Source organism: Bradyrhizobium sp. AC87j1 (genome assembly GCF_002936975.1).
Lineage (GTDB): Bacteria > Pseudomonadota > Alphaproteobacteria > Rhizobiales > Xanthobacteraceae > Bradyrhizobium > Bradyrhizobium shewense.
In genome coordinates this window covers 14423-28279 of sequence record NZ_PTFE01000016.1, presented here as the reverse complement: position 1 = coordinate 28279, position 13857 = coordinate 14423, and the positions used below count along the sequence as shown (strand labels likewise).

Annotated in this window: 11 protein-coding genes; 4 read left to right on the top strand and 7 right to left on the bottom strand. The window is 57.5% G+C overall.

Annotated elements, in window-relative coordinates; all coding sequences use genetic code 11:
• Positions 1-276 precede the first annotated feature (276 nt).
• A complete protein-coding gene (locus CV770_RS41540; RefSeq protein WP_146101273.1) occupies positions 277-540 on the top strand; it encodes a hypothetical protein in 264 nt (87 codons plus the stop codon).
• Between the two features lie 410 nt (positions 541-950).
• On the opposite strand, the gene CV770_RS11315 is transcribed toward CV770_RS41540, so the two are convergent.
• The 5 genes from CV770_RS11315 to CV770_RS11300 form a co-directional block, all read right to left on the bottom strand.
• Positions 951-1157, bottom strand: coding sequence for a cold-shock protein (locus tag CV770_RS11315; protein ID WP_201759801.1), 207 nt, complete (start codon positions 1155-1157; stop codon positions 951-953).
• Positions 1158-1373: 216 nt separating this feature from the next.
• The gene (locus CV770_RS11310) at positions 1374-1985 is read right to left on the bottom strand and encodes a prolyl oligopeptidase family protein (protein WP_104462437.1); all 612 of its coding nucleotides are present in this window, start codon (positions 1983-1985) and stop codon (positions 1374-1376) included.
• 1043 nt (positions 1986-3028) lie between these two features.
• On the bottom strand, positions 3029-4882 hold the full coding sequence (locus CV770_RS11305) for an alpha,alpha-trehalose-phosphate synthase (UDP-forming) (RefSeq protein WP_245453725.1): 1854 nt from the start codon (positions 4880-4882) through the stop codon (positions 3029-3031).
• Positions 4883-6294: 1412 nt separating this feature from the next.
• Positions 6295-6477, bottom strand: coding sequence for a hypothetical protein (locus CV770_RS44215; protein ID WP_502693595.1), 183 nt, complete (start codon positions 6475-6477; stop codon positions 6295-6297).
• A 219-nt stretch (positions 6478-6696) separates the two neighbouring features.
• Complete coding sequence (locus CV770_RS11300; RefSeq protein ID WP_018321443.1) at positions 6697-6909, bottom strand: response regulator transcription factor; 213 nt, start codon at positions 6907-6909, stop codon at positions 6697-6699.
• 602 nt (positions 6910-7511) lie between these two features.
• Between CV770_RS11300 and aepX the strand changes: the two genes are divergently transcribed.
• Both aepX and CV770_RS11290 read left to right on the top strand, forming a co-directional pair.
• Positions 7512-8369 carry a phosphoenolpyruvate mutase gene (gene aepX, locus CV770_RS11295; RefSeq protein WP_104462390.1) on the top strand — a complete coding sequence of 286 codons (858 nt, stop codon included), beginning with the start codon at positions 7512-7514 and terminating at the stop codon, positions 8367-8369.
• Positions 8370-8681: 312 nt separating this feature from the next.
• Complete coding sequence (locus CV770_RS11290; protein WP_104462389.1) at positions 8682-9473, top strand: phosphocholine cytidylyltransferase family protein; 792 nt, start codon at positions 8682-8684, stop codon at positions 9471-9473.
• A gap of 250 nt (positions 9474-9723) precedes the next feature.
• Here the strand turns inward: CV770_RS11290 and phnF are convergent, their stop codons facing one another.
• The gene (gene phnF, locus CV770_RS11285) at positions 9724-10524 is read right to left on the bottom strand and encodes a phosphonate metabolism transcriptional regulator PhnF (RefSeq protein ID WP_104462388.1); all 801 of its coding nucleotides are present in this window, start codon (positions 10522-10524) and stop codon (positions 9724-9726) included.
• A 19-nt stretch (positions 10525-10543) separates the two neighbouring features.
• On the bottom strand, positions 10544-12043 hold the full coding sequence (locus tag CV770_RS11280; protein WP_104462387.1) for an alkaline phosphatase family protein: 1500 nt from the start codon (positions 12041-12043) through the stop codon (positions 10544-10546).
• A gap of 243 nt (positions 12044-12286) precedes the next feature.
• On the opposite strand from CV770_RS11280, the gene CV770_RS11275 reads away from it, so the two are divergent.
• Complete coding sequence (locus CV770_RS11275) at positions 12287-13843, top strand: ABC transporter substrate-binding protein (RefSeq protein ID WP_245453724.1); 1557 nt, start codon at positions 12287-12289, stop codon at positions 13841-13843.
• The last annotated feature ends 14 nt before the right edge of the window (positions 13844-13857 follow it).

Genomic DNA, 13857 nt, shown 5'->3' with positions numbered 1-13857 from the left:
GACGATTGCGCGCACGCTTTCTCAGCTCGGAAAGACAATCATTCCGGGCCCATCAACAATCGCTGTCGATTTGATCGATGCCCTCTGAGAACAATAAAACTTTACCTGAGTTAAGTGCCGCGCTCGCCTCGCAGCCGGAGTGGCGGTCGAGGCGACTGCTGCGTCACGCTGTGCGTCGATTGGACCAGCCGTTCCAGCGTCGCCGCGGCCTCTGACGGCAACTGCGCAGGAATAAGCAATTTTGCAGCATCAGCGACTTCGCTGGACGAGAAATAGATGGTTGATCAGGGCCTCTCTTTGACCGGCGACGGCCTTTGCGGTCGCAGACAGGAATTGCCGCCCGTCTTGCGCAATTTCCCAGCCGAGAGCATCGCGAAATACAAAATTCGCCGAAAAGATATTCAGATCCGGCGCGTGTACGGCCAACCGCGCCATGCGATCGGCCCGGTGAAGGGCACCCGGGATTTGACCTCGCCTCGCCTCATCAAGCCAATCCGGTTTTGTTTACACGGACCCTCGGAGGCTCACGCATCAGCGTAACAGAAAAGCCTGCAGCCGCAGCGCAGCCGGCCAGTATGGTCGATAACGGACGAGCCCGGTTTTGCGAGCACCTTCATGAACTACATGCATCACGCCTGGACAGGGGAGCACCAGCCCGGCTGGCGTGCACTTCCCCGCATTTGGTCGCGAGTGTACGGTTCGGACCGTTTGTGGCCCGCGGGCAGGAATATCTTGCCACGCCCACACTGCGACCGGGCTGCAACTCCTGTAACTCTGACGGCAGTGACCGGTCGACGGCCTCAGGAGACCAAGGCTGTCAGCGGTTTGTGAGACAGCCTCATGGCTGGAAGCGACGGTCGCAAGGCCGAATGCCGGCGCGCCGTGACAAGGCATCGCCGGACAGGTACGAGAACACGCTTTGAGAGAGCAGTTTCCCAAGACGAGTCGGATCATCCAACTCGGAGATCCTCGGCTGACATCTTACCCGAACGCCCCGCCGTGAGCTGATAACTTACCCGGGCCCCCTCTTCGAGAGTGGTGTAACCGGCCTTTTCGACGGCACTGATGTGCACGAAGACATCTGGACCTCCGTCCTCAGGCCTGATGAACCCATAACCTTTGGTCGAGTTGAACCACTTCACAATACCCATTGCCACGGCGGCATCTCCATAGTGAACCGTTGTGATCTAGCGAAGAGTCTCCCTGCTATCAAGACGGTCGGCAAGAGACACCCAGCGTCGCTGCGCTGGTCACGCGCTCATTCTTTTATCGCGCGGTCTAGCTGCGGCCGCATCCTGCAAGCGACAAGAATCCTGACGTCGACGACAGTTTCGTCTCAAGGCTTCAGCCCAGATGACGTTTTGACCTTCGCTTCACCCGTCGCGCGCCCGCTCGCCCCAGTCCCGTGTAACAAGAAGTGTGTCACCATCGACCCAGCTGACGTCCTGCTTGCCCTCTGGAAAATAAGAGCCGTCCGCAACGAAGGTCTTGGCGAGGCGCTCGAACTCTCGTACGGACACGGCATCCTTGCCGCCATCGGAAAGACTAATCAGGCAGAGGCCCTCTTCAGGCGGAAAGCAGCTGCTACCTTGAAAGACCCAGTTTCTGTTTTCGGCGGCAGCCAAGGCGTCCACGTTGAGGATGGCTTGCCACTTTGGGTCTTGGCTACGATCGCTCTCACGCGTGGTGCGCCGCCGGACGCCGCGCACCTGGTTCTCGTCTTGCCAGAAATGCCCCAAACCGCGCGCCTGCAGGAAGGGGAGCGCCTGTTCGTAGAAGCGCCGATAGCGAGGATCTGACCGAAGCACGCCAAGCGTCTTCTCGTTCTCGGCGCGAGCCCAAGCCAACGCGCCTGGCCCTTCGATCTCCTCGAGCCAAAGGAATGGGTCATCAGTCACCGCGGCATCTGTTCGCTCCTGTAAAAGCATCGTGGAGGTGAAGCAGGCAATCAAGCGCAGCGAGGCGGAGAGGAGTGATGTCTTCATGGATTTGCTCCGGCTGAGGTCGAGCGGCCACGCTCGCGGGCCCTGGCGCGTCAAGCAGAAGCGGCGGAAAGCGCGCAAGCGCATGACATAGCGCGGCTTGCGCTATGTCATGCGCTGCTCACTGCAAGTTGCGAGTCGCAAGTTTCCGCCGCTCCGGCTGTAGCAGCACCATGTCCGCTTCCCAACACTGGTTGACAAGCAGACACCGACAGCATGTCAAGCTGGAGAGTCCGTTCACCACCGGTTTTTCGGTTTCAGCGGCCAAGAACGGAACACGCCCCGCCTCCAATCACAACGCCTGCCTCTAGATATGAGGTAGATTCCTTCGAGCGAGTTCATTTGGCAGACTTGTCAACGGGGTCATCATGACAAAGAACAGCGCGTTGCTCAGGGGATTGCACTCAAGAACGATGAGAGCAGAGGCATCGACTATAGATCAAAGTAGCGTCTTGAGGTCGAGCCGCTAGCCAAACGGGTTCACGCGCCGGGTCAGGTTCCGTCTTTCGATAAGATGACTAAACGAAGCTGTCATCAGCACTTCTTATGGTCGCTAGGGTCAGGCTCAATGATCCCGAATTTACCGGCGGCAAAGGGCGCACAAGCCCGTGGTCCTTCATCGAAGGCGTACCACGCGAAGGACGAAGGGCGAAATGTCGATCGAGAATGCCCGTTGCTAGCGTAGCAGCTTGGCAGGCGCGAGCGGAGTGAGCGCCATACTGCTGACTGTTCTAACGCTCCTGTTGCGGCCCTTTCATTGCAACAGGCAGCTGCCACTTTCCGGCGCGGAACGACCAAGAGCGCGCTGGTGCGCCACTTGCAGAAGCGTCGTTTACGGGTACGGAACAACGCGTTGGCTGCACACCTCCCGTTCCATTATGGATCACTCACGTGATACCTTGATGCAGCTCCTTCAGCACTCCCGGTCATCATCTAAGCTTGCGCAACCTGCAAGCACCGCGTCAGCGCTAAAGATCTGGATTGTTCCTCTGTGCTGCTGCGGAATAGCTTAGTCCTGTCGCGCTGTGCTCCTCGTCTTCTCAGTCCTACCCGGCACCGGGCTCTTCTTCGGGACGACCGCCGAAGGCTGTGGGTATCGGCAGATCCCAGAGTCTGCCCTGTGTGTGCATCAGTCGGGCCTCTAGCTCCTCATAGGCCTTCTTCTCGTCTGCACAGGCAGCCTCCTTCAGGGCGACATCCGCGGGGTCGATCTCATTATAGGTGGCAAGCGCCTCGGCATGGTTCCGATACAGCGGCATCAGAGCCTCGTTGGTCCAGCCGCGACCGAGATTGAGGCACTGATCAGCCGGAACGGTGACACGGCTTTTGTCCAGCTCCCGGACGTAGTCAGCCGACCAGTCGTGGATGGTATAGGATTCAAGCTTGTCCATCATTGACCGCCAGCGCTTGACGCGCTCCTCAAGCGGCATATGGGCGGCCTTAGAAATCGCAGCCTCGATCTCGTCAGGATGGGTTGGATCCACCAGCAGCGCCTCGTCTTCGTTGAAGTCTTCAGCCGCCCCCGCAAACTTCGATAACACCAGAACGCCCGGATCCTGCGGATCTTGTGCAGCAACATATTCTTTCGCTACCAGATTCATGCCGTCCCGCAGCGGCGTGACGACACCTACCTTTGCCGCGCGGTAAAGACGCGCGAGTGCAGCCTGGCTGAACGAGTCATTCGTGTAGTGGATCGGCCTCCACTCGTCTGTGCCATGCTCGGCATTGACGTGGTTGATCGCATTCTCCACGTCCTCCTTGTAATTCTGATACTCTTCGACGTCGGCGCGCGAGGACGGGGCGATCTGTAACAGCGAGATGCTCTGCGGCTCCTTCGTGTAAAGCTGATTAAACGCTTCGACCCGTTTATCGATGCCTTTCGTGTAGTCGAGCCGGTCTACGCCGATGGCAAACTTGGCGCCTTGGAAGTTTTGCAATAATGACGAGACTTTTTCTTGCTCTGCGGGAGAGAGGTCTGCTGCAAGATACTCTGCGAACTGCTTGGGATCGATACCGATTGGGAACTTTTGAAGTCGCGTCTGGCCACGTTCCGTGGTCACAACGCCATCCCTGCTCTCCAGCCCGAAATGGGTTCGCAGGCAGGCTAGGAAATTGTTCAGATCCCGGTTCGTCTGAAAGCCGAGCAGATCGTACTTCAGCATCGATTTCATCAGTTCGCGATGGTTGGGTACGCACTCTATCATGTCGGGCGTGAGCCATGGCGTATGGAGGAAAAAGCCTGTTGGCCGCTCAATGCCGAGGTCATGCAGATCAGCCCCAAGCGGGAGCAGATGATAATCATGCACCCAGAATGCGTCTCGATCTCGTACGTCGAAAGCCGCGCGCGCGATGAAGTCGTTGATCCTTCGATAGCTGGCATAATCCTCTTCCGAGCCCGACATCCGGTCCGGCAGGGAGTGCAATGCTGGCCACAGCGTTGAATTCGAATAACCTCGATAGTAGCCAGGATGGTCTGCGGCCGGCAGATCGAGCCTGGCGACGTGGCCTGCACCAGTTGGCACCAGTGGCAGGGGCCGCTCGGTCCCATCGCCGCGGGTCTCCGAAGAGCCTATCCAAACCGCGCCGGAACGTTCCACGACCGGTTCGAGGGCCGCGGTGAGCCCGCCGGTCTGGGGTTTATTGGGGTCGAAGGGTGCAATGCGGTTCGAAATGACGACAAGCTTCAAATCGGGTTGCTGGTTGACGATATCAAGGCGATCCTCTACCTCGTCCGATACACTAGGATTGGAAGGACCTGCACTAGCTTGTTGCTCATGAGGTCTCTCGTCCAGGTGCTGGTCAAAGTCGGCCTGGCCTATGGCTTCATCTTGCCCAATGGCTGCTGATGTGCTGCCGGTGTCTAAGGTTGCCGTATCGAGCGCTTCTTGGATTCGAACCATCTCGCAACTCCGTTCTGACGATGTTTACGTTTGGTGCAGTCGCAGATCAGCCCCGAGATATCTCCACTTCCCCAGGATGATAGGTCTAGCTTTCGGAAAGCTGACCGGCCTAGCAAAATGGTCGGATTGCTGCATCCATCCAGGACTTCGAGGCGGTCATGGCGGAGGAGATGTCGGATTAAGGCAAGACGACGTTTGGCTTCATCGACTTGATGAGTACACGCCGAGCGTTGTTGCCATAGGCGGCGACGCACAATGGACCTCGACGCTAGGAAGACTCGGGCGCTGTGGCGAGGTAACCGTCCTGATCGGCACCATTAGAATGGCGTCAGCGCGCATTGACGAGTCTATGGAGTGGTCAGTTCTCTGGATGTTGTAGATCTTGTTCGCCAACATCGGCCGCCCGCTCCGGCCTTCCGACGTTACGATATAGACGGCCATCATAGGGATCCTGGCGCGGTCCGCCCCCGGCGCATTAGCGCGCATCCGAATACAAGGTAGTAACCTGCAGAGAAGCTTCTTCTATCAAACTGCCGCGGCTCACAGCCTTCGCTCTATCAGGTTGTCGCCCTGCGCGGTGATACGGTCCGCTTCCATGACATGCCCCTGTTCATACCGTCAGGAGGATACCTCCGATATGGTCGGCGCAATGCTCTGCCGGCCGCGCTAACAATGCGGCGCCGTGGTGCGCCCTCGCCAGCGGGCGAGTAGCTGGCTGGCCTCAATCAAGATCCCGTTTCCGCAACGAATTTATCACGCGGCACGGCTCGATTGCGCCTCGGCTTCGCTTTGGCTTACATCTTTGTCAAATAACGAAGGCCCGGACCTCTCATCCGAAAGGCCGACTTTGCGGCTTCGCTCCTTGCCCGCCGCAGAGGCCCGGCGGCAAGGCCCCTGATCCCTACTTTGATAGCGACCCCATCAAGTTTGGCCTTTGTCACGGAAGATTTCGTCGTATATTTCACCCTCGAGGATTTCCTGCGCGGAATGGTCATCTCGCGACGAAATTCGTCTCACGCTGGGAGGTGGTTAAGTACGACCGGATACGACTGTTCTATCTGGCACGCGCTTCATTACGCCAGCATGGCGCACAACTCAACGAACTAGTCGGTTTCATCTGCATTGGGCTATCTTGAGATGGAATGCGTTCGCGAGCCTAACGCCATCTCATTCGCAGCGATACTCAGAGACACCCGCATCGCGACGTCCGCCGCAAACATATTCAGCTCATGGCTCGAATCCGCTAGACCATCGAAGAACGCACCCTTCGCATTGGTGTTCCGGAAAAACGCAGTTCATTGAGCTAGCTAAGCTTCGTGAGGATCGCCCGAACATGGTTGAGCACGCAGAGCGCTAGAGTATCGTGCAGCGTCTACCAGCAGCTGCACTTTTGGAAATCCGCTTACGGACTATTATTGCCGCCTTTCTGCCCGGCCCACACCGTGTACGCCGCCGATGACCACGACTTCAGCACCAAAGCCGCTACGATCACCACACATCAATTTGCGACAGGTATACAACCGGCGCGTCCGCAGCAGGGGGACGGAACGACCACAACGTTGACATTGGGATCCGACCGGCCATCGAGCTTTCAACAGTGTTAAGCGCCGATGATCTCACCTCGCCTAGTGGTCCGCCGCGCCCCGCAGTGCCGATATGCGACGAAATCGAAGCACGCCTTGTTCATAGTAACAGCAGCTGTATTATGGCTATACAGCTGCGGACGCGTAATTCGTTCGCATTCCGCCGGAGCAACCCACAGTCGCCCCTTACATTTCGCTAGATCTGCATCAGCGGCAACGGAACCGCGGCCGTTACTCAATAAGACGCAGACGCCGCGCCTTGACGACGCACTGGGTACGGCTGGTCGTTTCCAGCTTTCGCATCGCATTCTTGACGTGAAAGTTGACGGTGTTCTCGCTCACTTTCAGGATGACTCCGATGGCCCAGGATGACTTCCCCTCCTCGACCCATCGCAAGCACTGTCTTTCACGTTCCGACAGCACAACCTCTTGCACATCCGCCATGATTTTCTCCTGGAGTCGAGGAGAGGCATCAGCAAATGCCATACCACTCAGTGGCGCCCGTAAACTATCAGCGAAGCAGGACAAGTTCTTCGGCGATTGCGCTCCATTCGCGCGAGGCTGCCATCCTACTGCAGCCCTATCGACGGGGCTTTCGACATTGTCGTAAATCCGACAGCAGCATTACGACAATCGTGGCTGTCGATATTAGCGTCGAAATCTATGTGAGCCGGATATCACCGTTTCACCAAGCACTCCTCCCCCGCCAAGGAGTGGGCGAATTCTCTCTGGGGGCCGTAGCACCTGGCTCGCGAACCAAGGTCATTCATCTGCATCCAAAGCCCTTCTTTCCAGCCTTTAGGCACGACGCCAATCAAATCATAGCGAAAGCTTTGCGTTCGGCGCGAATCCTATGCGATCATGCAAGCCTTTGCGTCCCAATAAACTACCAATGCTGGTCATTGATCGGCATCACGCCGAAACGATATGAGCAGTGACGTTGGCGCCAATCGAGGATCTGCTTCCAGGATTTAGGCATGCAGTATCAACCACAATCCGTTCGGCCTACCGCAGGTCGTCAATGCGCAAGGCAGTGGCCAGTCGAAATGCTTCGCGCCCAGGTCTGCTCGAATGATGAGCTCTCGTTTCTGATGGAAGCGCATGATGGCCTGTCCGCTACAATCGCCCAGCGCTCAGGATTCAAGGCGCTCTGGGCCTCTGGCCTGTCGATTGCCAGCTCGCTCGGCTATCGCGATGCCAATGAAGCTTCATGGACCCAGCTCGTCCAGAGCGTCGAACGCATAGTGGACTCAACTGAGCTACCTGTGCTCGTTGACGGAGACGGCGGCTTCGGCAATTTCAACAATGCTCGCCTCCTCGCACGCAAACTACATCAGGCTGGCGCGGCGGGCGTCTCGCTTGAGGACAGCTGCTTTCCGAAGCTCAACTCGCTCATTGGTGAACGGCATCCGCTCGCCGATATCGATGAATTCTCAGGCCGTCTGCGGGCTGTGAAGGATGCAGTCGCCGATAATCTTGTTCTCGTGGCCAGGATCGAAGCGCTGATCGCCGGGCACGGATTGAACGAAGCTATCTTGCGTGCTCACGCTTATGCCGACGCGGGAGCCGATGCAATCTTGATTCACTCGCGAAAGAGTACCGCGGACGAGATGCTTTCGTTCGTCATCGAGTGGCGGAACCGGCTCCCTGTCGTGATTGTTCCGACGACGTACTTTCGAACGCCAGTCTCTGCCTATCGCGATGCGCGAATCTCCACAGTCGTCTGGGCCAATCACTCCATGCGAGCTGCGGCAGCTGCAATGCGGCGCATCTGCGAAAGCATCGCAGCTCAAGAGAGCGTTGCGAGCATTGAATCTAATATCGCGCCGCTAAGTGAGATATTCGAGCTCCTGAGGTATGACGAACTCGCCGTGGCCGAAAAGCAGTATCTGCAGCCCAACTAGTCCATGTCAGCAGGGTTGGCACTTAGAGCTTCCTTTCTTCAAAACCGCCCAATGCGCCCCTGGCCTCTCGTCCGTCTCGCTCCAGTGTCACCCAGCAAGGCCGCGACCTAACATCCTGGACAGCTCCGGACATGGCTAAACATCTGTTCCTGCCGCTTAAGGAAGCACACACAGCAGGTGTATGCGTTGATGACAATTCCACATACCCGCTTCAATATCTGAGGTGGTCGGACAAGTCTGCGGCACGTAACACTGAACAGAGGCGTTCACGATGCTAGCGGAGCGACACTCGGGATGAAGAAGGCGAATGAAATGCCTCTGAATGCTCCCAAGCATGCTCTCATTCTCGCCGCTGGAGTGGGCTCTCGACTGCGGCCGCTAACGGATCTAAACCCGAAACCTCTCCTCCAAATCCATGGCACTCCCATCCTGCACAACGCGCTACATAACCTTGGGCGCGTCGGCGTGGAACAGGTGACGATTGTTGTCGGGTATCGCAAAGAGGCGATCCGAGAAGCTTGCGGCAATCGGTTTGGCGGTGTTGCAATCAAATACGTCGAATCCCCTGTTTACGACCGCACTGGGAGCGCCTATTCGCTCTGGTTGGCGCGTGACGCGCTCGTTTCCGGGGACCACTTCCTTCTTGAGGGCGACGTCTTCTTCGAGGAAAATGTATTGCGGCAGCTGCTCATCAGTGAAGCGCCCGACGCGGCTGCTGTCGCTCCCTTCGATGAGCTGATGCAGGGATCAGCGGTCCTGTTGTCCAATCTTGGTTTCATTTCAGAATTTCGTTTGAAACAAACAGCGAGAAATCTCAGCGCGGCTGACCCACCTCTTTACAAGACGATGAATCTGTTACGGCTGTCCGCGTCTACTCTGCGGACGGAGGTCATTCCGGCCCTAGACGATATGATTAAGGCCGGAGCTACCCAGGCCTACACCGAGGAGCTTCTTTCCTATCTCGTGGAAAGACAAGGCCTGCAGCTTGCCGCCGTGAGATGCGGCGATCTCAGGTGGTACGAAATCGATGATGCGGAAGATTTGCGCACCGCCGAGCGCATCTTCGCAAGAGCCGATACGTCTGATCCTACTGCCTCGGGGTGAGGTTCACGACGATCACGGAAGGTTTGACGCTAAGCCTCCTCACAACCTGCGCGGCTGCCTCTGACACCAGCCGCGTCACGATGCCAAGACCCGCGCTGACGGGGGGCCGCAACCAACGCGGCCGCCTGTTGCCTCAGCAAAACGCGAGCGACTCGTCCCGGCATGAAGTGTGAAACACACCCACAAGCGATGGTGGTAGCGAAACAGTTATTTCGCCCCCAGCCGCTTTGACCGCAGGAATGGGACGTGCCTAGACCTTCAAAGAGGCAGATGATTTCGATTTCCTCGCTTGCGCTTTTCCGGATCGAGGTTTTCCTACAAGCGACTGCTCCGCGGAACTTATCTCCTTGAAATCGAATCTGAAGCTGATTCTTGGCGCGCAAAGTACATTCTCGCCAAATTTGATCGGAATACGGCCGGAGCAATCAAGGCTCTCTTTGACGAAGACCGGCGCCGAAGTGGACATCTCAAGCAGGCGCGCCTCCTGCGCAGAGGGCAGACGCGCACTTATCGTCACCCATTGCTGCGAGTAGTCATCAATTCCAATGCGCCTGAGAGCTGTCGAGATCGAGTTGGCGCCAGAGAATTTGTCCAGCAGTCCGGGAGTGCGTTTCGCCGGGAAGTAGCTATGCGCAATGACGATAGGGATCTCGTCCTGATAGCTCAGCGTGTCGATGCGCAGCACATCGTCACGGGCTTGCAAGTCGAGGTAGCCGGCGAGCCGTTCGTCTGCTTTTATCGTTGCAGCAAACAGGATCTTACGACGCGCCAGGCGGCCTTGCGAAATGAGATTATCGGTCAGCCGGGTTTGAGGCGAGAGAAGATAGGGCATTGGATGTTCGACAACAAAAGTGCCTCTCCCCTGCTCGACACGGAGCAGTCCCTCCTGCTCGAGTGCCCGAATGGCGTATCTTACGGTGTGCCGGTTGACACCATATTCGAGAGCAAGCTCTACGTCGTTTGGAAGTTTTTCGCCTGGCCGAAATCGGCTCGAGGCAATGGCTTCTTCGATGTTCGACCGAACAAACTCCCAGCGCTTTCCTTGATACATAGGTAACATGGTCCGTGGTTCAGGCTTTCAATGCCATGGGATTAGCGTCGGGTTTATCATTCTTCGGTTGCGCGAGCCGCGTTACAGCCGCTCCCCTCAGATAAATACGTTGTTGGTAAAGCTCCCGGAAGATAGTTGACCGGCGCGCTGAAGAGGCAATTGAGACGCTCGCATCCTCGACATCATACTGGCCCGAGTCCTCGCGATCTTGCAAAGCTTCGTCGATGATACGGCCGTGCACCGTCGACGGTAGCGGCAGTCCCAAGCTAGAAAGAATCGTCGGTACCAGATCAACGATGCTGGTTGGGGCCGCAACAACTCCGCTTCTGAAGGCATCGCCAGCGAGGATGCATAGTGAAGACAGCTCGTGCGCCGAAAGCCCTCCGTGCATACCAACGCCGATCGGATAGGTCCCATCGTAGTACACGGCGTCGGGCGAACCGCTCCGATTAGCCGCGCCGCAATCGGCGAGAACAAACGACAGGTCTGCACTTCGTTCGTGTTCGGCCATGACAGCCGAAAGCGGGAGGGTGCTCGCGATAAGTGGAACGCCATCGGAAGCCTTACGTGAGAAAGCAACGCCAAACCATGGCTCCTCTGACAGGCTGTGATACAACTCTGCCAAAAGATGACTCTCTCTGTCCCGGACCCAAATGTTGACAACCCGTTGAGCTGTTATTGCGGCGTCTACCTCAGGCGTGAGTTCGTATCCGACCTTGAATCCCGACTGCTGCAGGTGTTTCAATACGGAGACTTTTTCTCCAATGATGGCGTGTCCGTGATCGGATGCAGCAATAAGCTGTACTCCTTCCCGCTCTCCTTTCTCGCTCCACCAAGCGAAAATTCGCCCAAAATGGCGATCGACCTCGTGGAGCACCTCACGCGCCGTAGGATGCTGAAGACCGAACATATGATATGTGATGTCCGGCTCCGATAGCCAGAGCAGGCTGACGTCCGGAAGTGCTTCATTCTTCACGAACGAGAAGAATAGATCGACGACGCGTTCAATGGTCGCACGCGCCGGCCGTTCGTCGGGAGGGAGCATCGGAAAGGTTGGCGCAATCCGGCGAACGGCCGCGTTGCCACCGAACATTGACGGGTCATGAACCCAGAACGCCGGCGCACCTGTCTGCCAACTCCCCCAGCCCGAAAGTCCAAAAGAGCCCTGCGACTGAGACCCGATCGACAGCATCGCACGACCATGAGCCGCCAAGACTTCGCCAATCGTCGTGGCGGTGAGGACGCCACCGCGTTCGCTGCCGAGCGTCATGAGCGCCGAGAGCGAGGATCCATCGATCGACCGACCGTTTGCCAAAAAGCGGTTGCCGATGATTCCATGGGCCGAGCTATGTCCGCCCGTGGCCAGCGCGGCCGATGAAACCCGCGTCTCACTGGGAAAAGATGAGGTATGGCGAGCAAGTCGAAGGCCGATTTTGGACAGCTCGGTGAGATTGGGCGTAACTGCTTCGTCTAGCTGGTCAGGACGAAGGCCATCCAGCATGACAATGACAAATTTCATTCGGCCACCTTTCAGCTCCGATTCCGAGCCTCAACCTACGGGAGTAGCCGCCTCCTTGTCCAGCTACCTAGGCACCTAGGCCTGTCATGATGGTGTCACATGGTGTGAATTATATCTCGCAACACTCGAACCGCTCCTCAGAAAACCATTGTCCGAGTCCGCCGGCGCGAGCGTGAGCAGGCGAAGCTGCATGGTTTGCAAGCTCGGCACTCAATGGTTTGTGCAACTAAGAAGAGATGTGTGATGAATACCTGTGATCGGCGCGCGGTACTCAAATTGGTCGGTGGGCTGAGCTTGCTTCCATCGACCTCTGTCTTTGCCCAAGACGCGGGCCGGACGGCACTGCGGATCGCAATGCAGGATCTGCGCGTCGAGCTCGATCCGCTCCATCCCCGTGCTACGGCGCTCGTGAGCTTCCGGGTGCTCGAGAGCATTTACGACAAGCTCTTTGCAATCGACTATCAACGGGACGGGCAGATCCGGCCGATGTTGGCTGAAAGCATCGAGGCGCTCGACAGCACCACATATCGCGTGTCTCTGCGGAAAGGAGTTCGATTCCACGATGGTGAAGAGTTAACGGCAGAGGACGTCGCATTTACTTTCGGCGCGGAGCGTATGCTGGCAAAGGACAGTCCGGGTTTTGGCGTTGGCCAGATCAGCTTTCCATCGATGAGCACGGTGCGGGCAACCGGCCGATATACTGTCGAGTTTAGCACCAAGGCGCCCGATCCTGTTTTCGTCAAGCGCCTGACCTCCTATGGAGCCGGCATCGTCTCGAAATCGGCCTATCTGAAGGCGGCGACATTCGATCAATGGGCCAGGGCTCCCATAGCGGCGGGGCCGTACAGGGTCGTTGAGGCCGTCGAAAACCGCTACATACGTCTCGAGGCGCACGACGGGTACTGGGGTGGAAGGCCGCCGCTAAAGGGGATCGAGTTTCGGATGGTGCGGGAGCCGGCGGCACGCGTCGCCGGCCTTCGCGCTGGCGACTTCGATATCATCACAACCGTAGCGCCGGATCAGTTCGATATCCTCGCCGCGGACAAGCGATTGGACGTGGTTGGAGGCGACACGATGTCCTTCCGCACGCTGGTCTATGATTCGACGACCAATGAGGTGCTGCGGGATCCGCGCATCAGGCGCGCCATGAATCTGGCGATCGACAGGCAGACCATTGTCAACAGTATTTGGCGCAAACGCATAAGTGTGCCGCCTTCCCATCAACACCCTGCTTACGGCGCTCTCTACAATCCTGACCGGCCAATCCCACGGCACAATCCGGAAGAGGCGAAGCGACTTCTAGCCGAAGCCGGTCATAACGGCGCAGCAATTCCTTTCAAAACGGTCGGCAATTATTACACCGCCGAGCTTATCGAAACTCAAGCCATCGCGGCAATGTGGAGGGCTGTCGGCCTCAACGTCGATATCCAAATGAAAGAGAATTGGGCCCAAGTCGAAGACCGTCTGGGCCGCGGTGTGAACAACTCGTCTGATGGGACATACTACCCCGATCCCACAGCATCGTTCGTCTCGCGCTGGGGGTCACAGAGCAACTTTCAGAGGGGTGGGTATTGGCGGAACGACAGATTCAATGTGCTGGAGACGACTTTGCTGACGGCGCAGGACCCGGCCGCAAGGCGAGCTGCCTATCAAGAGATGCTGGACATATTCGACGAGATTGATCCACCAGGAACGGTGCTGCATTCGCTTGGCGAGTTCTTCGGAAAGCGCGCCAACATCAAGTGGACACCGACGCCAACCGGTTTGATGGATTTTCGGCCAGGCGCAATCAACGTCTAGCTGAGAACGCCTTG

Excerpts from the sequence above, each read along its gene's own strand:
- CV770_RS41540 (WP_146101273.1), top strand. The coding sequence starts at position 277 with ATGGTTGATCAGGGCCTCTCTTTGACCGGCGACGGCCTTTGCGGTCGC.
- CV770_RS11310 (WP_104462437.1), bottom strand. The coding sequence starts at position 1,985 with ATGAAGACATCACTCCTCTCCGCCTCGCTGCGCTTGATTGCCTGCTTC.
- CV770_RS11305 (WP_245453725.1), bottom strand. The coding sequence starts at position 4,882 with ATGGTTCGAATCCAAGAAGCGCTCGATACGGCAACCTTAGACACCGGC.
- CV770_RS11300 (WP_018321443.1), bottom strand. The coding sequence starts at position 6,909 with ATGGCGGATGTGCAAGAGGTTGTGCTGTCGGAACGTGAAAGACAGTGC.
- aepX (WP_104462390.1), top strand. The coding sequence starts at position 7,512 with ATGCTTCGCGCCCAGGTCTGCTCGAATGATGAGCTCTCGTTTCTGATG.
- CV770_RS11290 (WP_104462389.1), top strand. The coding sequence starts at position 8,682 with ATGCCTCTGAATGCTCCCAAGCATGCTCTCATTCTCGCCGCTGGAGTG.
- phnF (WP_104462388.1), bottom strand. The coding sequence starts at position 10,524 with ATGTATCAAGGAAAGCGCTGGGAGTTTGTTCGGTCGAACATCGAAGAA.
- CV770_RS11280 (WP_104462387.1), bottom strand. The coding sequence starts at position 12,043 with ATGAAATTTGTCATTGTCATGCTGGATGGCCTTCGTCCTGACCAGCTA.
- CV770_RS11275 (WP_245453724.1), top strand. The coding sequence starts at position 12,287 with ATGAATACCTGTGATCGGCGCGCGGTACTCAAATTGGTCGGTGGGCTG.